This is a genomic window from Thioclava sediminum (assembly GCF_002020355.1).
Lineage (GTDB): Bacteria > Pseudomonadota > Alphaproteobacteria > Rhodobacterales > Rhodobacteraceae > Thioclava > Thioclava sediminum.
Window position 1 is genome coordinate 48,251 of record NZ_MPZV01000003.1, and the last position, 23,518, is coordinate 71,768.

General features: G+C 62.5%; 23 protein-coding genes and 1 tRNA gene. 9 read left to right on the forward strand and 15 right to left on the reverse strand.

What is annotated here, in order from left to right:
* Position 1 precedes the first annotated feature (1 nt).
* The 7 genes from BMI91_RS12585 to BMI91_RS19850 all read right to left on the reverse strand — a co-directional run bounded on the left by BMI91_RS12585 (position 2) and on the right by BMI91_RS19850 (position 7,447).
* On the reverse strand, positions 2 to 961 hold the full coding sequence (locus BMI91_RS12585) for an acetamidase/formamidase family protein (RefSeq protein ID WP_078605175.1): 960 nt from the start codon (positions 959 to 961) through the stop codon (positions 2 to 4).
* Positions 962 to 967: 6 nt separating this feature from the next.
* On the reverse strand, positions 968 to 2,599 hold the full coding sequence (locus BMI91_RS12590) for an ABC transporter substrate-binding protein (protein WP_078605760.1): 1,632 nt from the start codon (positions 2,597 to 2,599) through the stop codon (positions 968 to 970).
* A gap of 81 nt (positions 2,600 to 2,680) precedes the next feature.
* A complete protein-coding gene (locus BMI91_RS12595) occupies positions 2,681 to 3,601 on the reverse strand; it encodes an ABC transporter permease (RefSeq protein ID WP_078523182.1) in 921 nt (306 codons plus the stop codon).
* Entirely contained in the window at positions 3,601 to 4,488 is an 888-nt protein-coding gene (locus tag BMI91_RS12600) for an ABC transporter permease (RefSeq protein WP_078523183.1), read from the reverse strand. The genes BMI91_RS12595 and BMI91_RS12600 overlap by 1 nt, the downstream gene beginning before the upstream one ends.
* Positions 4,466 to 5,074, reverse strand: coding sequence for an ANTAR domain-containing response regulator (locus tag BMI91_RS12605; RefSeq protein WP_078605177.1), 609 nt, complete (start codon positions 5,072 to 5,074; stop codon positions 4,466 to 4,468). Before BMI91_RS12605 ends, BMI91_RS12600 begins: the two co-directional genes overlap by 23 nt.
* Positions 5,071 to 6,174, reverse strand: a complete 1,104-nt coding sequence (locus tag BMI91_RS12610) for a transporter substrate-binding protein (protein ID WP_078605178.1) — start codon at positions 6,172 to 6,174, stop codon at positions 5,071 to 5,073. The genes BMI91_RS12605 and BMI91_RS12610 overlap by 4 nt, the downstream gene beginning before the upstream one ends.
* 685 nt (positions 6,175 to 6,859) lie before the next feature.
* Positions 6,860 to 7,447, reverse strand: a complete 588-nt coding sequence (locus BMI91_RS19850) for a hypothetical protein (protein WP_146684088.1) — start codon at positions 7,445 to 7,447, stop codon at positions 6,860 to 6,862.
* A 629-nt stretch (positions 7,448 to 8,076) separates the two neighbouring features.
* On the opposite strand from BMI91_RS19850, the gene dctP reads away from it, so the two are divergent.
* The 8 genes from dctP (at position 8,077) to BMI91_RS12650 (ending at position 16,011) form a co-directional block, all read left to right on the forward strand.
* A complete protein-coding gene (gene dctP, locus BMI91_RS12615; protein ID WP_078541260.1) occupies positions 8,077 to 9,174 on the forward strand; it encodes a TRAP transporter substrate-binding protein DctP in 1,098 nt (365 codons plus the stop codon).
* Between the two features lie 92 nt (positions 9,175 to 9,266).
* Positions 9,267 to 10,589: a TRAP transporter small permease subunit gene (locus BMI91_RS12620; RefSeq protein WP_078605180.1), complete on the forward strand. Its 1,323-nt coding sequence runs from the start codon at positions 9,267 to 9,269 to the stop codon at positions 10,587 to 10,589.
* Between the two features lie 3 nt (positions 10,590 to 10,592).
* Complete coding sequence (locus BMI91_RS12625) at positions 10,593 to 11,948, forward strand: TRAP transporter large permease (protein ID WP_078572209.1); 1,356 nt, start codon at positions 10,593 to 10,595, stop codon at positions 11,946 to 11,948.
* Positions 11,949 to 12,228: 280 nt separating this feature from the next.
* Positions 12,229 to 13,104 carry an STAS domain-containing protein gene (locus BMI91_RS12630; RefSeq protein WP_078523189.1) on the forward strand — a complete coding sequence of 292 codons (876 nt, stop codon included), beginning with the start codon at positions 12,229 to 12,231 and terminating at the stop codon, positions 13,102 to 13,104.
* A gap of 10 nt (positions 13,105 to 13,114) precedes the next feature.
* The gene (locus BMI91_RS12635; protein WP_232621759.1) at positions 13,115 to 13,459 is read left to right on the forward strand and encodes an STAS domain-containing protein; all 345 of its coding nucleotides are present in this window, start codon (positions 13,115 to 13,117) and stop codon (positions 13,457 to 13,459) included.
* Complete coding sequence (locus BMI91_RS12640) at positions 13,452 to 13,871, forward strand: ATP-binding protein (RefSeq protein WP_232621760.1); 420 nt, start codon at positions 13,452 to 13,454, stop codon at positions 13,869 to 13,871. The genes BMI91_RS12635 and BMI91_RS12640 overlap by 8 nt, the downstream gene beginning before the upstream one ends.
* On the forward strand, positions 13,868 to 14,878 hold the full coding sequence (locus tag BMI91_RS12645) for an ATP-binding SpoIIE family protein phosphatase (RefSeq protein WP_078605181.1): 1,011 nt from the start codon (positions 13,868 to 13,870) through the stop codon (positions 14,876 to 14,878). Before BMI91_RS12640 ends, BMI91_RS12645 begins: the two co-directional genes overlap by 4 nt.
* Complete coding sequence (locus BMI91_RS12650; RefSeq protein ID WP_078605183.1) at positions 14,875 to 16,011, forward strand: ATP-binding protein; 1,137 nt, start codon at positions 14,875 to 14,877, stop codon at positions 16,009 to 16,011. Before BMI91_RS12645 ends, BMI91_RS12650 begins: the two co-directional genes overlap by 4 nt.
* Positions 16,012 to 16,177: 166 nt before the next feature.
* Here BMI91_RS12650 and BMI91_RS12655 read toward each other — a convergent pair.
* Positions 16,178 to 16,267, reverse strand: a tRNA-Ser gene (locus BMI91_RS12655).
* A gap of 109 nt (positions 16,268 to 16,376) precedes the next feature.
* Positions 16,377 to 17,123, reverse strand: coding sequence for an SDR family oxidoreductase (locus tag BMI91_RS12660; protein WP_078605185.1), 747 nt, complete (start codon positions 17,121 to 17,123; stop codon positions 16,377 to 16,379).
* Positions 17,124 to 17,374: 251 nt separating this feature from the next.
* Between BMI91_RS12660 and BMI91_RS12665 the strand changes: the two genes are divergently transcribed.
* Entirely contained in the window at positions 17,375 to 17,968 is a 594-nt protein-coding gene (locus BMI91_RS12665; RefSeq protein WP_158522152.1) for an outer membrane protein, read from the forward strand.
* 100 nt (positions 17,969 to 18,068) lie between these two features.
* Here BMI91_RS12665 and BMI91_RS12670 read toward each other — a convergent pair whose 3' ends face one another.
* From BMI91_RS12670 to BMI91_RS12695, 6 genes are all read right to left on the reverse strand, one after another.
* Positions 18,069 to 18,677 (reverse strand): TetR/AcrR family transcriptional regulator, encoded by a 609-nt coding sequence (locus BMI91_RS12670; RefSeq protein ID WP_078605186.1) that lies wholly within the window; start codon positions 18,675 to 18,677, stop codon positions 18,069 to 18,071.
* A complete protein-coding gene (gene ppk2, locus BMI91_RS12675) occupies positions 18,670 to 19,566 on the reverse strand; it encodes a polyphosphate kinase 2 (RefSeq protein ID WP_078605187.1) in 897 nt (298 codons plus the stop codon). Before ppk2 ends, BMI91_RS12670 begins: the two co-directional genes overlap by 8 nt.
* 137 nt (positions 19,567 to 19,703) lie before the next feature.
* Positions 19,704 to 20,687: an alpha/beta fold hydrolase gene (locus tag BMI91_RS12680; protein WP_078605189.1), complete on the reverse strand. Its 984-nt coding sequence runs from the start codon at positions 20,685 to 20,687 to the stop codon at positions 19,704 to 19,706.
* The gene (locus BMI91_RS12685) at positions 20,662 to 21,582 is read right to left on the reverse strand and encodes a homoserine O-succinyltransferase (RefSeq protein WP_078541143.1); all 921 of its coding nucleotides are present in this window, start codon (positions 21,580 to 21,582) and stop codon (positions 20,662 to 20,664) included. The genes BMI91_RS12680 and BMI91_RS12685 overlap by 26 nt, the downstream gene beginning before the upstream one ends.
* A gap of 54 nt (positions 21,583 to 21,636) precedes the next feature.
* Positions 21,637 to 22,491, reverse strand: a complete 855-nt coding sequence (locus tag BMI91_RS12690; protein WP_078605191.1) for an ATPase — start codon at positions 22,489 to 22,491, stop codon at positions 21,637 to 21,639.
* Positions 22,492 to 22,541: 50 nt separating this feature from the next.
* Positions 22,542 to 23,447: a DMT family transporter gene (locus BMI91_RS12695; protein ID WP_078605192.1), complete on the reverse strand. Its 906-nt coding sequence runs from the start codon at positions 23,445 to 23,447 to the stop codon at positions 22,542 to 22,544.
* Between the last annotated feature and the right edge of the window lie 71 nt (positions 23,448 to 23,518).

Here is a 23,518-nt window from a genome sequence, read left to right on the forward strand (position 1 = left end):
ATCATTCGAACACGTTTCTCGGGAAATAGAAGCTGACGACCCAGTTGGGCATATCGACGATCTCGGAAATGCGCAGATCGCCACAGGTCGAGACCAGCATATAGGCGTCGACCGCCGACATGCCGCGCTGTGCGCACAGAAGGTCGATCATGCCCGAGACCGCATCGCGCGCGCCCGACATCAGGTCGGGGCCGATGCCCGTCGTGACCTCGTAGCCCGCCGTGTCGAGATGGCGCGTGACCGGCCCCGGCGTGGTGAAGCGCGGGAATTTCAGCGTCTCGTTCTTGATCAGATCGAAGCTGAGCACGCAGTTCATCGGGCTCTCGATCGCGGTGCCGCAGACCTCGCCATCGCCTTGGGCGGCGTGGGTGTCGCCCACCGAGAACAGCGCGCCATCGACCTCGACCGGCAGATAGAGCGTGGTGCCCGCCGCCAGATCGCGAATGTCGAGATTGCCGCCCACGCGGCGCGGGGGCACGATGGAATGCAGGCCTTTTTCGGCCGGGGCGACGCCAATGGTGCCGCAGAACGGCTTGAGGGCGACCTTGCCTTCGCTGCCCCAAAGCGCCTTGTCGGGCGAGGCCGCATCGTATTTCCAGATCGTCAGCGCCGGATCTTCGAATTGATCCGCCAGCAGGCCGAATCCCGGGATATTCGCGGTCCAGCCCCAGGCGGAGCCTTCCTGCTCGCGCGGGGTGAAGCTGTCGATGGTGACCTTGAGCACGTCACCGGGCTTCGCCCCTTCGACATAGATCGGCCCGGAGACCGGGTTGATCTTGCCGAAATCGAGCGTCTTGACGTCTTCCACGGTCGAGGACGGCCCGAGCTGTCCGGCCGAGCTGTCGTGGCAGTGGAATTCGATGGTCGATCCCGGGGCCACCGTCTCGGCCGGGACAAACGAGTTGTCCCAGCCGAAATGGTGCTGTGCGCCATGGATCGTATAGTCACAGGCTTTGCACATGCGCGCTTACTCCGTCACGTACACGTAGTCGTAGTTGACCGGGATCGAGACCGGGTCGACATAGAGCGCATCCGCGCCACCCATACGGCCCGACTTCATGGTGTAGCGGTTCTCGTTGAACACCGGGACCCACGGAGCGTCTTCCATGACCTTCATGTAGACGTCCGACCATTTCTGCAGGCGCTCGTCCTGCTTGGCCGGATCGGTGATCGAGTCCGCCTCGGTGGCCATCGCGTCGAGTTCCTCGTTGCAATACCACGACCAGTTCCAGCCGCCCTCGACCGCGCCCGCGCAGCCCAGGATCGGACCGTAGAAGTTGGACGGATCGGGGAAGTCGGCGATCCACGCCATGCCGCCCGACCAGATCATCGGCGCGGTTTTCGGCGTGCCGCCCGCCTCGATGACGTTGGCCTGCGCCAGCGCCTTGATGTCGACCTTCACGCCGATCTGCGACAGGTCCTGCTGGATCGCCTGCGCGATACGCGGGTTCGGATCGGTGTTCATCACGTAGAGCTCGGTCTCGAACCCGTCGGGATAGCCCGCATCCGCGAGCATCTGCTTGGCCTTTTCCTGATCGAAGGGATAGCCCTCGTAATCCTTGGTATAGCCCGGCATCGACGGCGGCAGCGGCTGGTTCGCGGGCGTGGCGCGACCGTTGATCATCTGAACGATGCGGTCCTTGTTGATCGCCATGTTCATCGCCTGACGCACCTCGACCTTGTCGAAGGGCTCCATCTGGACGTTGAGCGTGATGTAGCCGGTATGCAGCTGGCCGCCCACGACGACCCGCTTGGCCTCGTCGGGATTGTCCATCACCTCGTTGAACTTCGCCGGCGGGATGCCGTCGCCGGGCACGTCCACCTCACCCTGCTGCAGCCGCAGCAGCGCCACGATCGGCTCCTGACCGACTTCGAAGGTGATGCTATCGAGATAGGGCACGCCCGACCGCCAGTAGTCGGCGTTCTTCTGGAACACGAGCTGCTGACCGATGGTCCAGTCAGACAGCTTGAACGCGCCGGTGCCGACGGGATGCTTGCCGAAATCGGTGCCGTATTCGTCGACCGCTTCCTTCGGCACGACCGAGGCGAAGTTCAGCGCCATCACGTGCAGGAAGGTCGCATCGGGGCGCGAAAGCTCGATCTTGACGGTGTAGGGATCGACGACGGTCACGCCTTCGAGGCTGGTGGCGGACCCGTCCGCCATCGCGTCATAGCCCTTGATCGAGCCGAAGAAGCCGGCGCCGGGCGACTGGGTCGCGGGGGTGGTGACGCGGTCGAGCGAGTATTTCACGTCTTCGGCCGTCATCTCGCGACCGTTGTGGAATTTCACGCCCTTGCGCAGCTTGAAGGTGAAGGTCGTACCGTCGTCGGAAATCTCGTAGCTCTCGGCAAGACCCGGGCGCAGTTCGGTGGTGCCGGGGACGTAATCCATCAGACCGTCGAAGACGGATTTGATCATCGACCAGTTCTGCCAGTCATAGCCGATCGCCGGATCGAGCGTGGCCACATCGTCCTTGTAGGTCACGATGATATTGCCGCCGGGCTTGGCGTTCGGATCGGGCTGGTAGTCCTGCGCCGAGGCGAAGCTGGCAAGACCCAGCGAGAGCGACAGTGCGCTGGTGGCAAGGATGTTTTTCATCAGGCTCATTTGAGGTGTTCTCCGTCAGTTGGACTTTTCTTTTGGTTCGCTCCCCGGTTGGCCCGGGGTATCTGATTGCGATCAGCGCAGCTTGATGCGCGGATCGATGAAGGGGGTGATCAGGTCGGCCAGCAGGTTGCCCAGCACGATCGCGCAGGCGGACACGAGCGTGACGCCCATGATGATCGGGATGTCGACGCGCTGGATCGCCTGCCAGGCGAGCTGCCCGATACCGGGCCAGCCGAAGACGCTTTCCACGACGACGATGCCCGACATGAAGATGCCGATATCGATCCCGATCATCGCGATGATCGGCAGGATGGCGTTGGGCATCGCGTGCAGCGCCAGCACCCGGAAGCGGCGCAGCCCCTTGGCGCGTGCGGTGCGGATATAATCCGAGCGCAGCACGTCGATCATGCTCGAGCGCATCATCCGGCTGTACCAGCCCGAGCCCATGATCCCGAGCGTGAGCGCAGGCAGCACGAGGTTCGAGAAGCTGCCGTAGCCGCCGATCGGGAACCAGCTCAGCTTGACCGCGAAGACATAGAGCAGAAGCAGACCGACCACGAATTGCGGCGCCGAAACCGCAACGAAAGAGGTGATCATCAGCGACTGGTCGAGCGCGCCGCCGCGCCGGATCGCGGCGACGATCCCCAGCGTGAGCCCCATGATCAGCTCGGCCACGATCGCGCCCAGCATCAGAAGAAGCGTCGCGGGCAGACGCGCGGCAATCAGGGTCGCGACTTCGGTCTTCTGCAGGTAGCTGCGGCCCATATCGCCTTGGACCAGCCCGGTCAGATAGTGCCAGTATTGCACGATGAAGGGCTGATCGAGGCCAAGCTGGTGGCGGATATTGGCCACCGTCTCGGGCGTGGCCGAGCGGCCCGCGATCTGGCGCACCGGGTCGGCCGGCAGCACGAAAAGCAGGAAGAAGGTGATGAAGGACACGCCCAGCAGGATCAAGGCGGCCTGGATCAGGCGGCGGATCAGATAGGCCAGCATCACTCACGCCCTCTCTGCGTCGGGTCGAGCACGTCGCGCAGCGCGTCGCCCACGAGGTTGAAGGACAGCGCCAGCAGCAAGATCGCGGCGCCCGGGATGAAGACGAGCCAAGGGGCCGCCTGGAAATAGGTCTGGTTCTCGAAGATGATGTTGCCCCAGCTTGGCGTCGGCGGCTGAACACCCACGCCGAGATAGGACAGCGTCGCCTCCAGCAGCACCGTGGTCGAAATCCCCAGCGTGCCCCAGACGATGATCATCGGCACAAGATGCGGCAGGATGTGGCGGAACAGGATGCGCAGCGTACCTGCGCCAAGCGTGCGCTCGGCGGCGACGAATTCGCGCTCGGCCAGCGCGGAAGTCTCGGTGAAGACCACGCGGGCCGTCTGCACCCAGTTCACCAGCGCGATCACCATCGCGACGATCCACAGCGACGGCGTGAAGATCGCCGCAAGACAGATCGCCAGCAGAAGCGCCGGGAAGGCCATCATCAGATCGGTGAAGCGCATCAGCACCGCGCCGATCCAGCCGCGGAAATAGCCCGCGGTGACGCCGATCAGCGTGCCGATGATCAGCGCGAGGCCATTCGCGACCACGCCGATGATCAGCGAGGTCCGCGCACCGTACAGGATGCGCGAGAACAGGTCGCGGCCCAGCAGGTCGGTGCCCAGCCAGAACTTTTCACCCGGCGGCATGGGCGAGCCTTCCAGCGTCAGCCCGTCGAACATCTGCTCCTGCGGCTCGAAAGGGGCGATCCACGGCGCGAAAATCGCACCGAGCGTCACGATCGCGATGATCGCGAAGCCCAGCAGCGCGAGCTTGCGGCGCATCAGGCGGCGCAAGGCGCTTTGCGGTCGGGCCGGTCCCTCAGCCAAGGTCGCGTCGGTCATCACTCTTCCTTTGTTCGTCATGGTTGGCGACGATACGGTGCGCGGCATCTTCGAACGTCACGCGCCAAGCCATCGCCATCTGGCGCAGCTGGTCATAGGCCTCGGCCTCGCTCTTGCCGCGCGCGGCCAGCAGCGTGACCGCCCGCACCACGGTCTGGCGCTCATCGAGCCTGCGACGCAGATCCGCGATCTCGCCCGAGAGCTGCGCCCGCGCCTCGAAGGCGAGCTGCGCGATCAGCAGCGCCGAATAGACCCCGCCATCGCCGACGGGTTTGAGGATCTGCGCATGCGCGCCGGCCTCCAGAGACCATTCGATCCGGCCAGGCGCTTCGGTGCCGATCAAGGCGATCATCGGCATCGGGCTTTCGCCCGGTTTCCACGGAAATTGCTCGTCATAGCCCTGATCGGCGTCGAAGAAGACAAAATCCCCCGACAGAGCCTCGGCGGGCAGTTCGGGCCAGCAATGGACGACCGTCAGGCCGATCGCGCGCAATTGCCGCTCGAGCGCCTGCACCGTCGCGTGGGGGCGGTGCAGGATATAGGCGCGCGCGCCGCCGAGATCGGGGATGCGGATCTTGCGCTTCATGAGACCACCTTCAGCCGGGGCGCTCCGGGCGCGATCGGATTGCGGCCGCGTGCGAGATAGGGATCGCCCGCGACGGCCTCGAACCGCTCACGGACCGCGAAGGCGCCGTTCTCGACCTGCGCGATCAGGACGGGCAGGGCAGTGTGATGGTTCGACAGGTCGATGCCTTCCGAGCCCTGCGGCGCATCGTGCAACAGCTGCGCGAGGCTCTGCTCGGCGGCGTCTTCATGCCCCGAGAGCAAAATCGCGAGGCGATAGACCGACGACCATGCGGCCGCTTCATGCGAGGAGCCGAAATTGCGCTGCGCCTGCGGCCAGCCGGTCGCGCCCCGGAAATAGGGCCCGGCAGCGACCAACCCCTCGATCGCGGCGGGATGAATGGCGGGCAACTCGCATTCGGTCAGATTGCACGACAGGATCGGGCAGGTCTCGGGGCGGAAATGCGCGTCTTCCTGCCCGAGCTTGTGATAGGCCTCAAGGAACGCGTATTGCGACGGGCCGATCAGATTGTTGAGGATGAAATTGGGCCGGGTCGCGCGGATCTCATTGATCATCCGGTCGACGTCGAGCGAGCCGAGCGGCAGGTAACGCTCGCCCAGAACCTCGCCGCTGGCGCTGAGGATCACGTCCCGCGCAAGCCGGTTCATCTCCCAGCCCCAGATGTAATTCGAGCCGGTCAGGAAGCCCCGCCGCCCGAGCCGCGCAAAGGCCCAGCCAAGCAGCGGCAGCAGATGCTGGTTCGGGCAGGCATGGGTGTAGACGACATGATCGGAAGCCTCGAACCCCTCATAGGGCACCGCATACCAAAGCGTCCCGCCCGCCTTCTCGAGCGTCGGGATCACCTCCTTGCGGCTCCACGAGGTGACGCAGCCGACGACATGGCGCGCATCGCTGTCGCGCAGGATCTCCTCGCAGAGCGGTCCGTAGGCGTCGATATTGCCCTGCGGGTCGCGCTCGATCGGGGCGAAGGTGATCGGGAGATCGGGCATCGAATTGATCTCGGCAATCGCGCTGAGCGCCCCGGTCCGGCAGGCTTCGGAGATCAGCGAATAGCTTCCCGAGCGGGAATACAGCAGGCCAAGTTCAATCCGTTTCTTCATTTCCACTCTTGCAGACCCTTTGAGCCAAAACGCAAAACGCCCCGCTGACTGACCGCTAACGTGCGGTGTCAAAGCGAGGCGCGAATGCCGTTCGGGTTATTCCGATGTGTCTTAAGGTTTGCAGCGCGCCCGTCAGCCGACAAGCGCAAATTGCGAAACCGCGCCGGGATCGGGAGGCAGAGCGGGATTTTCGGGGTGAGTTGCATAAAAATTGTGCACAAAAGCGTCATGTGAGCGCGGATTGGTCTCACGCTGCAGTGAGAATCGCGCGTGATGAACCGGGCGGTGTCTTCGGACATGGCGGCGCGAACAGGAGCGCGGGTGATCTCATTTGGGGGCGATCAGGCATCGTCTGACGGAGGGGCGGGTTGCCCGGTCTGAGCGTGTCACGGTCTCGACGGTGACGTTCGGCGTTTTGTGTGAGAGCCGTGCGCGGTAGCGCGATAGAGAGCGCTCTGAAGTGGAGCAAATCCCAGTTTCTGACAGTCTATTCCAATCGGCTTCGGTTTGGAGCATTCGGCGGCTAATACACCTAATGAGGCCCATGCTGATCTACCACTAACCCAATACCAGCAGGCCGGTGGTGAGGCGCCTACCTATCCCTACCTACTCACAGATCAGCGCGTGGATCGCCCGAGCAAGGCCTGGGGTAAAGCGCAAACTCGCTTAAAGAAAGTTGAGCGCGTTATAGTTTTCTCTCTATCCACACATACAGACTCATAAAAGAGTAAGACACGCCAAAGATAAATAAGAACGCCCCCAACCCTAGCACAAGAGTTTGAACAACAATAAACAGCAACGGTGCAACACACAAAAACTTCCCACCAAAAAGGTCAAAATCTGTAAAACTCGAAAAACCAAAGTTATACATAATTAAAGCACCAAACCCAGTAACAACGATCGACACTCCAGCGGGGTTGTTTAGAAAACTAAATTTAGAAAAACCCCTCGCCGCGACAGCAACAGCCGCCGCCCCCTTCGTTCGGAAAACAGGAGACAGAAGAAAAATAAGTGATATAAATGCGCTTATGGCAGAATAAAACACTAGACCAAAATTCATAAGCCATAGAGAGAACATTGGAACCTGTGCACCGCAGGCGTTCGCACGCAGCCAAGTCGCGTCCAAATATGACGCTGGAAGGAACGACGAACTTGATACATCAAAGTTCGAGAACAACGAGCCAAAAATACCACCGGTAATGAGAACCAAAAAAGCGGTAAGGAGCCAGCCGTAGATAAAGAATACCGCCGCTACCCGAAGAGATAGCTCCAAAAAAGACCTCAAACACGGCCGTTCTCGAAAGCAGATTACTGCGAGTCTCAGCTCTCTAAACAAAGACTTTCCTCTCTAAATATTTTGGCATTTATTTACACTGCTACACTTCGGGAGAGCCCACGAAACACTTCAAGTCTCACTCCATCAAAAGACTGAGAGCCAATGCCGGGTTTTCGAAGTAATCCACATAAAAATGTGCACAAAAGCGTCATGTGAGAGCGGATTAGTCTCACGCCGCAGTGAGAATCGTGCGTGGCGATCGCACATAAATCGTTTGCGATGGCGGTCCGGATCGCGGGGCGCCCGGGTCCTGATGGCGACCGGAGTTTCGGATTGCGACCTGCTCCGTCGCAGCAGTTCCGGGGGTGAGACAGGACGTTCGCCGTTCCCGGGATCACGGACGCACGCAAATTCGTGAATACTTGCGAAATGACATAACCCGTGCAAACCTCGCACACACAGGGGGAGGAAAGAGAGTTTCCGCTTTTGAGGAGAAGTCGGAAGCTTGGCGTTCACGCCGAATCACGAAACCGCGATTCGCTTGGAGGAGTGCTGTCGCGTGTTTTCGTCCTCCCGCTCACTTCGGTCCCGCATCTGTCGGGGTCGCAACCAAACGGGGAGGAACCATGAAAAATCTGACCACTCGCAGACATGCGTTACGCACTCTTGCCGCGGCGGGCGCTGCCAGCCTTGCTGCGCCGCATATCGCCTCGGCCCAAGCCAATGGCACGACCTGGAAAATCCAGACCTCGTGGCCGGGCGGCGTCGGCCTTCAGACCTTCAAGGACTGGTGCGCCACGATCCAGGAAAAGACCGGCGGCGAACTCGCCTTCCAGCCCTTCGGCGCGAATGACGTCGTGGGCGACTTCCAGCTTTACGACGCGGTGAAGAACGGCGTGCTCGACGCGGTCAACCCGTTCACCATCTACGTGCAGGGCATCATTCCGGCGGGTGTGTTCCTGACGTCCTATCCGCTCGGTCTGCGCAACCCGCATGAATTCGACGTGTTCTATTACGGCCTCGGCGGGCTGGAGATGGCGCGCGAACTTTATGCGGCGCAGGGCATGTATTTCGTGGGCCCCGTCCATCACGGCCCGAACATCATCCACTCGAAAGTGCCGATCCGCTCGATCGACGATTTCCGTGGCCGCAAGATGCGCCTTCCGGGCGGCATGGTCGCCGATGTCTTCGGCGAGATCGGCGCGGAGACCACCGTGCTTCCGGGCTCGGAGATCTTCCCTGCACTCGAGAAGGGCACGATCGACGTGGCTGACTATGTGGGTCCCGCGGTGAACTACGCGCTCGGCTTCAGCCAGGTTACCAGCTACATCTCGATGGGCCCGCCCGGCATGATGTCGCTCTACCAGCCGGTGGACATCATGGACATCACCGTCGGCATGGATGCCTGGAACAAGCTCAGCCCCGAGATGAAGCAGTTCGTCGAGATGGAGACCCACGTCTATTCCGACATGCATCACGCAGCGATCCAGAAGGCCGACCAGGAGGCCTGGGCCAAATTCGAGGCCGACGGCACCGAGGTTACGCGCCTCAGCCAGGACGATGTGGAGCTGATGACCGAAGTCGCCGTTCCGATCTGGTTCAAATACGCCAATCGCGACAAGGACAGCGCGCGGATCTTCAAGACCCAGCTCGATTACATGATGTCCGGCTCGCTCGGCTATGTGACGCCCGATCTGGTCGACGGTCTGGAACTGAAGCTCTGATTTGATCGCAAAGACAGTCTGACGGGCCCGCCCTCTGGCGCGGGCCCGGTTCAACTGATGGCCGGGCATGACCCGGCAACAGGGGGTGGGCAATGCCCAGTATCGACTTCACTCTACCGCATTGGGCCTATTGGGCGGGGCTAATCCTCTTCCCGATCATTGCGGCGACGCTGGCCAACCGGCCACGCAAGACGGAGCGGCGTTATTCGCTCTCCTTGGGCTATTTCATTCTCATAACCGGGGGGATGCTGGGACTGCATCGCTTCTACGTGAAAAGCCTGCTGGGCTTTCTCTTCATCCCGGTCTTCATCGCCATTCTCTATGCGAATGCGCAAGGTCACGACGCGCGCGGCACGGTCTCAGACATGTCGAACGTGGTGCGCATGGCCGAGCGCTCTCTGGAGCGCGAACAGGAACGCGTCGACACCGCGCAGGCCGACCTGCCCAAGCTGCGCGAGGAACTGGCTGCCGCCGAGGAAGGCAGCTTCGCGCAAAAACGCGCGCAGCGTAACGTCGATCGGGCCGAGAAACGGGTCACGGATGGCGAGGCAGTGATCGAACAGGCGCAGACCGATCTCGTCGAGGCGCGCCCGAAGAGGGACGCGGCTGCCGCCGTCCTCGCGAAATGGCGCAGCATCTCGAAATATGCCTTCTGGGTCCTGCTCGCAGGGATCGTCATCGACGCGCTCCTGCTTCCGATGCTGGTGCGGCGCGCGAATGCCGCGCTGCCCGAGCACGAGGAGGAAAGCGAGGTCGAGCGGCGTCTCGAAGCGCTCGAAGACGAGGAGATGAAAGACGACTCCCGCCACATCTCGCAAGGCTGGACGGGCTGGATCGACCGGCTGTCGCTCAAGGCGGGCGAATTCGTCAGCTACTGGGCGATCATCGCGGTCTTCGTCTATTACTTCGAAGTGATCAGCCGCTACGTCTTCAACAGCCCGACCAACTGGGCGCATGAGGCGATGTATCTGATGTTCGGGATGCAATACCTGATCTCGGGCGCCTATGCGATGTTGACCGAGAGCCATGTGCGCGTCGACATCTTCTACGCGCCGCTGTCGAAACCGCGCAAAGCGTGGGTCGACCTGCTGACCTCGGTCTTCTTCTTCATCTTCGCGGGCACATTGCTGGTGACGTCGTGGATCTTCGCGATGGACGCGATCGCCGTGCCCACGGGCAACGGGCTCATTTCGCAATGGGCGCGGGGCGAAATTCCGACCGGCGAGATGCTGGCGAACTGGAATCTCGGACAATGGACCGATGCGAATGTCCGCTGGGGCGAGATCAGCTTCAACGAATGGGAGGTGCCTCTGTGGCCGATGAAATGGGTCATGGTGATCGGCGCTCTGCTGCTTGTTCTGCAGGGCATTTCGAAATTCGCACAAGATCTGCGGATCGTAATGGGCAGGGGCTGATACATGGGACTTGAAATTGGAATTGAGTGGCTGACACTCATCATGTTCGGCTCGCTGGTCGTCCTGCTGATGGCAGGGCTTCCACTGGCCTTCGTCACGGGCGGTCTGGCCTGTGTCTTCCTGTTCGTGCTGGGCGACGAACGCGCGCTCAATATCGTGCCGAGCCGCATCTTCCCGCTGATGACGAACTACCAGCTCTCGGCGATCCCCTTGTTCATCTTCATGGCGTCAATGCTGGAGAGGGCAGGGATCATCAACGAGATGTTCGACGTCATCTACAAGGTGCTGGGCGGGGTGCGCGGCGGTCTGGCTGCGGCCACGATCATCGCCTCGACCGTGCTGGCTGCGATGGTGGGCGTGATCGGGGCTGCCGTGGTGACGATGGGGATCATCGCGCTGCCGGCGATGCTCGATCGCGGATATAACGCGAAGATCGCGATGGGCTCGATCATGGCGGGCGGCACGCTCGGCATCCTGATCCCGCCGTCGATCCTCGCGATCATCTACGCGGTCGTGGCCGAGCAATCGGTGGGCGAGCTGTTCATCGGCGCGGTCATTCCCGGCCTGCTTCTGTCGGGCATGTATGTGGCCTATGTGCTGATCCGCTGCGCGATCAACCCGGAGATGGGGCCGCCGATCCCGCCGGAAGAGCGCATCACGGGGCGGGAGAAGATCCGCCTGATGAGCAATATGTCAGCGCCGATCTCGCTGATCGTGATCGTGTTGGGCGTGATCTTCACCGGTGTTGCGACCCCGGTGGAAGCGGCTGGCATCGGCACCTTTGGCGCGATCATCGTGGCGGCGATCCACCGCAAGCTCGACTGGCAGACGATCCGCGAGGCTGCGGTCACCACGCTCAAGGCCTCGGCGATGGTCATCTGGATCATGTTCGGCGCGACGATCTTCGTCGGGCTCTACGTGCTCGAAGGCGGTCAGCAATTCGTGCAGAACGCGCTGCAGGCGACCGGGCTCGGGCCGTGGGGCATCCTGATCATCATGCAGCTCGTGCTGATCATACTCGGCATGTTCCTCGACTGGGTCGGCATTCTGCTGCTCTGCGTGCCGATCTTCGTGCCGATCGTGAAGGCGCTCGGCGCCGAGGCCTTCGGGTTGAGCGATCCCGACGATCTGGTGCTGTGGTTCGGGGTGCTCTACCTCGTGAACATGCAGATGAGCTTCCTGTCGCCGCCTTTCGGCTATGCGCTGTTCTATCTGCGCGGAGTGGCGCCGCCGGAAATCCCGATGGGCGATATCTTCCGCTCGGCGCTGCCGTTCCTGGCGCTTCAGGTGGTGGGCTTGTTGCTATGCATGTTCTTCCCGGAGATCATCATCTGGCTGCCGAAACTGGTCTACGGTTGATCGCTCGCACCCGGACCGGAAGAAATGACAAGCCCCGCGCAGTGCGCGGGGCTTTTTTTGTCTGTCGGTTCAGGTTCCTGCTGTCAGCCTCGGCAGGGCGCCCCGGGGTATCCTCACGCAGGAAAATCACCGTTTGCGAAAGTCTGCCGCCAACTTTCGGATCTTGAGCGATACTTCTCCGGATCAATCTCCGTTGCGGCAACCGACCCGTCCAAGCCGTTGACTTTACCGCGGCTAATTGGCTTACCTGCTGTATTGAAAAGAACTGGAGTGCCTGCACATGCCGCAAACAGCGACGGCAAATATCCTGAACATCCTCGAATCCGATTTCTCTGGTGTTGTGGAGGAGTGGCTTGGCACTCAGGTGAAAGAGGGCGTGAAACGCTCTGACCTGTTCTCCGACTCCGAGAGCCGTGCGCAGAACCAGGAACTTCTGAAGGCCTTCACCAAAGGTGTCCGCGCGGGCGTCGTGAATGAAGAGTTCAGCCTGGACGACGACGAGTGGGAAGACCTGCGCGCCGTCCTTGCAGACGTGAGCAAGGAGCGCGTCGGCCGTGGCGTGACACCGACCGAGATGGCGACCTTCGTGCTGGCCCTCAAAGCCCCGCTGTTCACACGGCTCGAGGCGATGACGGATATCGAAAGCGGCAAGCTCATCAGCGACGTGCTGATGGTGACGCGTCTCGTCGATGCCTTCGCGATCTACACCAACGAGATCTTCATCGGCGAACGCGACCAGATCATAGAGCGCCAGCGCCAGGAAATGCTCGAACTCTCGACCCCGGTGGTCGAGCTCTGGGACCGCGTCCTCACGCTGCCGCTGATCGGAACGCTGGATTCCGCCCGCGCGCAGGAGGTCATGGAGAACCTGCTGGAGACCATCCTCGAGCGGCAGGCCGAAGTGGTGATCATGGACATCACCGGTGTCGGCACGGTCGACACGCAGGTGGCGCAGCACCTTTTGCGGGCTGCGGCCGCCGTGCGCCTGATGGGGGCGGAATGCATCATCAGCGGCATCAGCCCGATGATCGCGCAGACCATGGTGCAGCTCGGCATCGACGTGGGCACGGTGTCCACCCGGTCCAGCATCCGCACGGCTCTGGCCGATGCCCTGCAGAAGGTCGGCTACGTCATCAAAACCAGCGAGGTTTCCTGACGTGTCGGGTGTGACGTCCATAAACCTGGTCGAGAACGCGCTTCTCGTCTCCATTCAGGACGACGTCACCGATACGGAAATCGTGGAGCTGCAGGACACGTTGTCGAACCGGATCGCCAAGGAAAACGTCAAAGGCGTGATCCTCGATATCAGTTCGCTGGAGATCGTCGATACCTTCGTCGGCCGCGTCATTGCCCAGCTCGCTGGCATTTCCAAGCTGCTGGCCGCGGAAACCTACGTTGTGGGGATGCGGCCCGCGGTTGCGGTGACCTTGGTGGAGCTGGGCATGTATCTGCCCGAGACCCGTACGGCGCTCAGCCTGACCCATGCACTCACTCAGTTGCGGCGTGCCTGATCCAAACGAAACATCCAGCAGACCCGCGGTTGCGGAGATAACGCTCGCGACCAGTCGCGATGTCGTCGCTGCGCGCCAGGCGGTTGCGCGAATTCTCAAGGAACGCGGGTTGTCGGCGGTGCGGATCACCCGGTTCGCGACGGCTGTGAGCGAAATCACCCGCAACGCCATCGTCCACGGTGGCGGCGGCAAGATTTCAATTTATCTCGACGGTCGTAACGAGTATCTGCGCGTCGAATGCCGGGACCAGGGACCGGGGATCGAAAATGTGACGCTGGCCATGTCCGAGGGCTATACGACCGCGGGCGGGCTCGGCAAAGGTCTTGGCGGGGCCAAACGCCTCTCACATGGGTTCGAGGTCCACTCAGCGCCCGGGAAAGGAACAACCGTTTCCATGAGCGTGAAGCTATGAACCAATGGGTCGAAATTGATGATCGCAGCGCCGTGGCCGTCGTGCGGCGGCTTGCGCGACGTCATGGCGTCGAGATCGGTCTTCCCGAGACACGCGTCGGCGAACTCGCGATCGTGGCCACGGAGGCCGCGACGAACATCCTGCGTTACGCGGAGCGCGGTCGCGCCCTGATCGAACTCGTGCGGCAGCCCGGCGCCGATGTCATCAACATGATCTTCACCGATCGCGGGCCGGGGATCGCGGATATCGACCGGATGTTCCAAGACGGCGAAAGCTCCACCGATTCCGCAGGGCTCGGGCTCGGGGCGATCGTGCGCCTGTCGGATACGTTCGATATCTTCAGCTCGCCCGACACCGGAACGACGATCGTGTGTACTTTTGGCGGGCGACGCGACGGGGCTGATTGCGGCGTTGACGCGGTGGGGCTGCGCGTCTGCCACCCGAACGAAACCACCTGCGGCGATGATTTTCAAATCCGGCAGACCCCGCGGGCGACCGATGTGTTGCTCTGCGACGGGCTCGGGCATGGCCCTGCCGCCGCCGAAGCCGCCAGCGAAGTCATCGAGGCCGCTGGCGCTGCGGGCGGGCTCTCGTCCGAGCCGGGCAAGCTGATGCGCCAGATCACCGAGCGGCTGGTCGGGCGGCGCGGGGCGGTGGCTGCACTGATGCATATCGCCCAGCCGCAGATGGAGCTGCGCTACGCCGCGCTTGGCAATATCTCGTCTCTGCTGGTCGGCGCGAATGGCATTCGCCGCATGGCGGTGCGGGACGGCCGCATCGGTGGCGCGGCGACCCATGGCTACGAGGAAGTCGTGCAACTGGAGGCGGGGGATATTGTGATCCTGCATAGCGACGGTTTGAAAACCCTGCGGGAGGCGCATTTCCCGCCCGGACTGCTGAAGAAGAGCCCGCTTTTGATTGCCGGATTTCTTCTGGATCGGGCCTTCCGCGGACGCGACGACGCCAGCATCGTCGTCTTGCGCATCAACCGGGAGCGCGAGCAGTGAAGACGACGAAGCTCACCACCGTGACCCTCGAGAAAAGCACCGACGTCGCCCGGTTGCGCGATGTCGCAATGACATTGACCAGTGTTCTCCAATTCAGCTCCTTCGAGCGCACAAGGACCGTCACAGCCGTCGTCGAACTCGGCCGCAACGCGATCGAGCATGGCCAGAAAGGCCGCGCGACCTTTTCGCTGACCGAGGCGAGCGGCAAACCGGCGCTCGGTCTTCTGGTGACCGATCAGGGGCGGGGCATCCCGAAGGAGCACCTTCAGCCCGATGGCGCACCGTCTTCCGCGACGGGGATGGGGCTGGGGCTTCGCGGCGTGCAGCGGATCGCCACGCGTTTCGATGTCCAGACCGGCCATGAGGGCACGCGCATCGATGCGGTTTTCCTGTCCTCAACCGTGTTGCCGGCGGGCGCCCAACTTGTCGATCAGGCGACCGAGGCGCTCGACGCCCTCAGCGCCAAGGATCCGACGGCGGCCCTGAACGAGCAGAACCGCGAGCTGAGCGAGGAGATCACGGAACGCGACCTGCTGATGCAGGAGCTTCACCACCGGACAGGCAACAATCTGGCGCTCATCGCCGCGCTCATTCGCATGAGCAAGTCGCGGGCCAAACAGGATGAAACCCAACAGGTTCTGACCGAGCTCGAAGTCCGCGTCGGGGCGCTCTCCAAGGCTCACGAGTTGATGCAGCGCGGAACCGACACCGGTAAGGTCGATCTGGCGGAGATGGCGGCGGAAGTCGCAAGGACGTCGGAGCGCGCCTTCAGCGGCGGAAGCCTCGACGCCAATATCGAAGTGACCTGCGCAGAGCTGCAACTCGACAGCAAGCTTGCCATCGACATCGGGCTCATCATCGGCGAACTCATCACCAATGCGTTCAAATATGCCTTCGTGGGCAGGGATAGCGGGACCATCCGCGTCGATGTCTCCGGCGATGTGCTGAGCGGTATTGCCTTGGTGGTGTCCGACAACGGCATCGGCTTGCCTTCGGATGCCGCGCGTCCTGAGCGGTCGAATTCTCTGGGTTGGCGATTGATCCGAACGCTGACCTTCCAGCACGACGCGACCCTGACCGTGGACGGCACCGATGGGCTGCGCGTGTGCATCGAGTTCCCGGCGCAGGCCTGACAGTCGCGGCATGGCGCAGGAGCGGGACCCGTGCGGCGTAGAAGGCTGCTCGGCGAAGCACGCAGGAGCGTAAGCCGCGCAGGGGTGGCCCGAGGGTCCGATTAAAGTCGCATTTTCAGGGATTGCACACTTTCAGAGTGTTGATGTGTCGATCAACAAGGGAAAGTGGCGGAGAGACAGGGATTCGAACCCTGGGTCGGCTCTCACCGACAACGGTTTTCGAGACCGCCGCATTCGACCACTCTGCCACCTCTCCGCATCAGGGGTCGTCTTGTAGGGCGGGATTTAGCCGCCCTCGCGCGCCCTTGCAACCCGTTTTTCGACGAAATTTTCAGATACTTCGCAAAGCCGTCATAAACGTGAGGTCAACGCATCCGCAGCGCCCCGTCGAGGCGGATGACTTCGCCGTTCAGATAGCCGCTCTGGACGATGAAACCGGCGAGTTTCGCGTATTCCGACGGATCGCCGAGCCGTTTCGGGAAGGTCACTTCCTCGGCGAGGCTGTCTTGCACCTCCTGCGGCAGGCCCTTCATCATCGGGGTGGCGAAAATGCCCGGCGCGATGGCACAGCAGCGCACGCCCTGGCTGGCGAGATCACGGGCCAGCGGTAGGGTCATCGCGACGATGCCGCCTTTCGAGGCTGCATAGGCCGCCTGACCCTTTTGCCCGTCGAAGGCGGCGATGGAGGCGGTGTTAACAATGACACCGCGCTCGGGGCCGGGGTTGCGCGCCATTTCGGCTGCGGCGAGGCGGGCGACGTTGAAGCTACCCACGAGGTTGATGTCGATCGTGCGTGCGAAGCTCTCGAGCCGGTGCGGCCCCTCGCGGCCCACGACGCGCTCGCCGGTGGCGATGCCCGCGCAATTGACTGCGACGTCGATGCCACCCATCGCGCTCACAGCGGCGGCGATCCCGGCGGCGACGCTGTCTTCGGAGGTCACGTCGACCTCGGCGAAGGTCGCGCCGATCTCGGCGGCAAAGGCCTCGCCGCCGGCGCGGTCGCGGTCGAAGAGCGTCACCTGCGCCCCCGACTCAGCGAAGTGCCGGGCGGTCGCGGCCCCGAGACCCGAGGCGCCGCCGGTGATGACGGCACGAATTTCACTCAACTCCATGTGATCCTCCCTGGAAATGAACGTGTGTTCATTAACCAAAGGAACCCCCGCTTTGTCCAGTCTTGCCAATGCATTTTGCGCCTGCAGCATTCGTCACTGCGATCACGTCTTGTGACACGTTCGGCAAAGCGCCGCTCATGCTTGGAACCAACCGGATTGATTTCGCATTCAGGGGGCATAGGTCCGGGCAACGGATCTGATCCAAAACGTCTCAACGGGGGATGAACCCCCAAGACAGGAGAGAGAGAAACATGAAACGTATCATCGTTACGTCGAGCATTCTGGCACTCGCTGGCTCCGCCGCAATGGCGGGCGGTTACACCACCCCGGCACCGGCCCCCGAGGTCACCCCGGCACCGGTCGCAGTGGCGCCCGCACAGTTCAGCTGGGACGGCTTCTACGCCGGTGTTCAACTCGGCTACGGCAAAGCCAACGAGTCGATCGACGGCGACGGCGTCGTCGGCGGTGCCCACGCTGGCTACCTCTATGACTTCGGCAACTATGTCCTCGGTGGCGAACTGGCCTATAACGCTGCGAACATCGACGACAGCAACTCCGGTGCGAAGGTCAAATCGATGACCGACCTCAAGATGATCGCCGGTGCGCCCTACAACAACATGCTGTTCTACGGCACGCTCGGTGCGTCCTATGTCGACGCCGAAGACGGTGCGGGCAACGGCTATTCCGACACCGTTCCGCTGGTTGGTATCGGCATGAAATATGCCATCAACCCGAAGTGGACCGTCGGGACCGAGCTCGACTACCGCGACGGCAACAACTTTGACGGCACCACCAACGATCTGAACACCACGACGCTGAACCTCACCGCGTCCTACAAGTTCTGATCTCAGGCGGATCGTCTGATCTACGCGGGCGGGGGGAAACCTCCGCCCGTTTTCTATGTGCGGGCAATGCCGCGGCGCGGCAAAATCGGGGCAGGGTGGCTCAATCCGGGGCGATCAGGCCGAGGCCCCGCAAATAGACGCCGATGCCGCTTTCCAAGAGATCCTCGGGGGCATAGGGCGAGCGATTTCCCTCACGCGCGTAAAGCTCCACCACGCCGTGGCTCATCGCCCAGACATGGGCTGCGACCATCGCGACGGGCGGGCGTTTTACCGGCGGCACATGTTCCATCAGGGCCCGCGTCGCGCGTTCCATCGCGGTGCTCGATTTGCTCGCCACCGCTGCAAGGTCGGGCGAGCGGTTGGGCGAGATGCCGCTTTCGAACATCGCCATGTAGTGACCCGGATATTTCCGGGCGAAAGCCAGATAGGCGCGGCCCACGGCGGAAAACGCCGCCAGCGCCGAAGGCTTCCCGCCGTTCCACGCATGATCCAGAAGATCGCCGAAAATCAGATAGCCCTGACGCGCGCATTCCGCGATCAGGTCCTCGCGCCCCTCGAAATGGCGATAGACCGCAGCCGGGGTCACGCCCGCGCGTTTGGCCGCCTCCGAGAGCGTGAACCCGGTCGGGCCCTTCTCCTCGATCAGCTCCAGCGCGGAGGCGACAAGCGCCTGACGCAGATTGCCGTGATGATAGCCTTGTTTAGACATTCAGAACGTCGATGCCGCCGCAGATTTTTCCGTCGATCTCGCCAATCGCCTCGGGGTCCTTATGCGCGTAATCGACTGCGTTCAGCACCGTCTGGATCGCGGCGATCCGGGCGCGTTTCTTGTCGTCCGAGCGGATCACCGTCCAGGGCGCATGATCGGTGTCGGAACGCTCCAGCGTCTCTTGAATCGCCTCGGAATAGGCGTCCCAGCGCTTGAGCCCCTCGACGTCGATCCAGCTCAGCTTCCACTGCTTGAGCGGATCCTTCTCTCGCTTTAGGAAGCGGCGCAGCTGCTCGGCGCGGTCCACGTTCAGCCAGAGCTTCACGAGGATGACTCCGTCATCGACCAGCATCTTCTCGAAATCGGGGAGCTGGTAGAAGAAGTGCTCGCGCTGCTGGGGCGTGCAGAAATCGAAGACATGCTCGACCACGCCCCGGTTATACCAGCTCCGGTCGAACATCGCGATCTGGCCCGCTGCGGGCAGCCAGTCGATATAGCGCTGGAAATACCATTGCGTGGCTTCGGTCTCGGTGGGTTTGGGCAGCGCCACGACATAGGCTGAGCGCGGGTTCAGGTTCTGCCGCATCCGCCCGATCGTGCCGCCTTTGCCCGCCGCGTCGCGCCCCTCGAAGATCACCGCGATCCGCTTGCCGGTTTCCTTGGCGTCCCAGAACATCTTGACCAGCTCGACCTGAAGCGCATCCATCTGGCGGTCGTATTTCTTGCGCTTCATCTCTTCGTCATAGGGGTAGGAAGACGAGAGCATGTCATCCTTGCCCGCCTCCTCGATCGCCTCGCGCACGGCATCGGGCGCTTCGCCTTCAAGGTAGCGGGTGATGTCGCCCACGAAGGGGATGTCGAACGGCGGGTCGCTCTTGTCCTTGGCCATGATCTGCCTTTTGTCGTTTCACGGCAGTATGCTGCGCGGGCCGAGGCGGTGCAAGCGGCGCCGCGTCCTGAGAGAGCGGCGCCACATGTCTGTGACGTGCGTGCAAGGTGGGGGCGTAGGCGGCGCTCAGGCGTCCCTCATTCCGCCGCCGGGCGCATCGGGATATCGTAGCCCGCGCGCTTGGCGACACGGTCTACCGCAGCGACGGTCTGCTGCAACGCGACATGCGGAACCATATGGCCGATCCCGTCGAGCGAGATCAGCTCCGCTCCCGGCACCTCCTTCGTGAACGGCACCGCATGGATCTGCTCGCCCACGATGGTGTCGGCCGTGCCATGAACCGAGACCACCGGCAGATCGAGATCGGGGTAATGCGGGATCATCGCCTGAATTTCCGACTTCAGGCTGGCGCGCTGACGGGCATTCACCCGCATCGTCTGCACCCGCAGCGTCATGCCGGGGCCGAACCAGTGCAGATAGCCGATGGGCATCTCCTGCGGCGTGAAAACGCTCTCGACTTCCGAGCGGATGATCGCAGGCGGGGTCCAGGCCGAGATCAGCGGCACGACAACCGCCTGACCCAGCGGCGGCGAGGTGATCTCATAGAGCAGCGGCAGCCCGCTATCCCAGCTATGCGAAGGCGCGGAGACCGGCACCAGCCCCGAGAGCGTGCCGGGCTGATACACCGCCCAGGCAATCGCCACCGCGCCCCCATAGGAATGGCCCAGCACGATCGGATCGTCCGCGCCCGCCATCTTGGTCGCTTTCTGCAGCAGCTCGGCCTGGTTCTCGATCGTGTCCTGATCCGCGGGCAGCGGGTCGGAATAGCCGAACCCCGGACGGTCGGGCACGAAGACGCGATAGCCTTTCGCCAGTTCCGGCGCGAGATCGAAGGTCAGGTCGCGGGCCGAGCCCGACGCGCCGTGGATCAATACCACCGCCGGGCCGTGATCGCCTTTGATCACCATATGAACGCGCTGATCGCCGACATCGACAAATGTGCCGTTGGGCGGGTAGCGCTGCTCCGCCATGCGGGCCCGCCAACTCTCCAGCCCCCATGTCGCGCCGCTCAGGATGAGCAGCAGCACGACAAGGCTAGTTACCAATCTCGGCCAGATCATACGGCGTTTCCTGATAAATCTCGTTTATCCAGTTGCCGTAAAGCAGGTGGGCGTGACTTTTCCACCTGTTGGTTGGCACCCGGCTCGGGTCGTTCTCAGGATAGTAATTCGCGGGGACGTTGATTGGTTTCCCCGACGCGACGTCACGATCGTATTCTTCCTTCAGCGTGCCGCTGTCATATTCGAGATGGTTGAAGATATAGAGCGCACGATGGGCGCGATCTTCGACCAGACAGGGCCCGGTTTCGTCGGAATGGATCAGCGTCACCAGCCCCGCCGCTTCCAGCTCGTCGCGCCGCATCTCGGTCCAGCGGCTGACCGGGATCAGCAGATCGTCCGAGAAGCCCCGCAGATAGGGCGAGGCGGGCGCGCAATTGCGGTGCCGGAAGCAGCCGAACGCCTTGTGATCGAGCATATGCTTGTTCACGCCGTGGAAGTAATAGGCCATCGCCATTCCGCCCCAGCACACGCCGAAGGTGGAGAAAACATGGGTCTGGGTCCAGTCGAAGATCCGCTTGAGCTCTTCCCAGTAAGTCACTTCCTCGAAAGGCAAATGTTCGATCGGGGCGCCGGTGATGATCAGCCCGTCGAACTTCTCGCCGGTGGCTTCGACCTCCTCGAACGGACGGTAGAACTCCTCCATATGCGCGGCGGCGGTGTTCTTGGTCTGGTGCTCGCTCATGCGGATCAACTGGAAGTCGATCTGCAGCGGCGTCGCACCGATCAGCCGGGCGAACTGGTTCTCGGTCTGGATTTTCTTCGGCATGAGATTGAGAAGGCCAATCCGGATGGGGCGGATTTCCTGCCGGGATGCCCGTTCGGGCGACATCACCATCACGCCTTCCCGCGACAGGATGTCGAAGGCGGGGAGGTTTTCAGGCAACTTGATCGGCATTGTTTTTCAGTCTCTTACAGGGTGAAGTTAAAGTAATGCGTGAAGCGTCTTGGCTCACGCGGGCAAAGCATCAGCGATCAGCGATGTAAAATCTTTTGCATCGCGGACAAGGTAAAGATCTTCGGCGCGGATCGTCACTCCCCAGTTTCTCGCCATCGCCGCATAGCGCGGCTGACGGTGCGCCAGCGCCTGCGCATAGGTCCAGCGCACGAAATCGTCTGGGTCGACCTCCGTCTCCGCCACGCCTTTCAGCGCGCGATATTCGGCCCATTTCGCGGCCAGAAACTCGGGCTGATAATACATCGGCTTCGGCGCACGCGAGAAGCGTTTGATCAGCTCCTCGGTATGGGCCTCGGAGCCCTCGATCCAGACCATCAGCAGGTTCTGCGACAGCGAGGTCAGGATCGGATCCTCGGGATCGTCGGGGTCCACCACCTCGCAGATCGAGCCGCCGGAATCGCACAGGAAATTCTCGATCCCGTAGATCTGCTTCGCGCGGTCGATGAAATGCGCCGTATCCAGAAGCGCCGCCATCTCCGCCGTGCGGTGCTGGCTCTGGCGTTCCAGATATTCCTCGAAGGGCAGCCCGCCCTTGGCAGGATCGCCGGGCTTGCCGAGGTAGGTCGAGAGCGGCGCGAGGTTCTCGAACGTGATGTTCGACGCGATATAAACCGAGTCCGACAGCAGAAGCTCCGCCAGAAATGGGTTCTTCATCGCCTCGCGCTTGAAGTTGTCGGCGATATATTCGCCCATGTAGCGCGTGCCGATCCGGTAATCGACGGAGTAGTGGAACCAGCCCTCGTCGCGCAGCAGGTTCGCAGCCCAGGTCTTGCCGAGGCCGGACATGCCGAACAGCGCAACCTTCCTCGATTTGGCGGCCAGCCACTCGGCGCGATTGGAATAGATCATGTGGTCCCCATTGGTCTTTCGCCCCGGTGTAGCCCGGCAAGGCGCGCGCGTCACGGGGTTTTGGGGCGGCGGTTCAGGATCAGCAGGCCAAGCGCGAGGATCGCGAAGCCCAAGGCCTCCGCCCAGCCCAGACGTTCGCCATAGACCGCCCAGCCCGCGAGGATCGCGACGGGCGGGATCAGGAGCGTGACGAGGGCGAGGTTGGCAGCGCCTGCAATCGCGAGAATGCGGTAATAGAGCAGGTAGGCCAGCGCCGAGCAGCCAAAGCCGAGCCAGAGCATCGCGATCCAGACCGAGGGCGCGTAGTCGAAGCTCGGCACGCCTTCGGTGACAAGCAGGATCGGCAGCGTCCAGATCGCGCCACCTGTGAGCATCCCAGCCGCTGCAACTTCGGGTCGTAACCCCCTGATTGCAAGACGCGCATAGGCTCCGGCGAAGCCGTAGCTCAGCGCCGCGCCGAGCACGGCAACTTGGCCGGCAGAGGTCAGATCGAACCCTTTCAGCGCATCCGGCCCGATCGCCACGACGACACCTGCGAATCCCACCGCGATGCCGGTGGCCTTACGCGCGCTCAGCCGCTCGTCGGTGAAGACAACGGCTGCGACCAGCGCTCCGAAGATCGCGGTCGATGCGTTCAGGATCGAGGCCAGCCCGCTATCGATATGCTTCTGACCCCAGACGATGAGCGAGAAGGGAATGGCGTTGTTCAGCAGCCCCATGATCAGGAAATGCCCGAGATAGATCGGATGGCGCGGCACCGGCAGGCGGCGCAGCGCGACATAGGCCCAGATCAGCACCGCGCCCGAGGCGACCCGCAGGAAGACCACGGTAAAGACGCCCGCACCTGCCAGTGCCGCGCGGTTCGACAGGAAGGACGAGCCCCAGATCAGCGCCAGCGCCGCGAGCAGCGCCCAGGCGAGCGGGGTGAGGGATAAAGGGGCGGGTGCGTGTTTCATCGCTTCGATCTAGCGGGCGACGGCGATGCGCACCACCCGGAACTTGCGGCATTGCCGAGGAACAAAGAAAT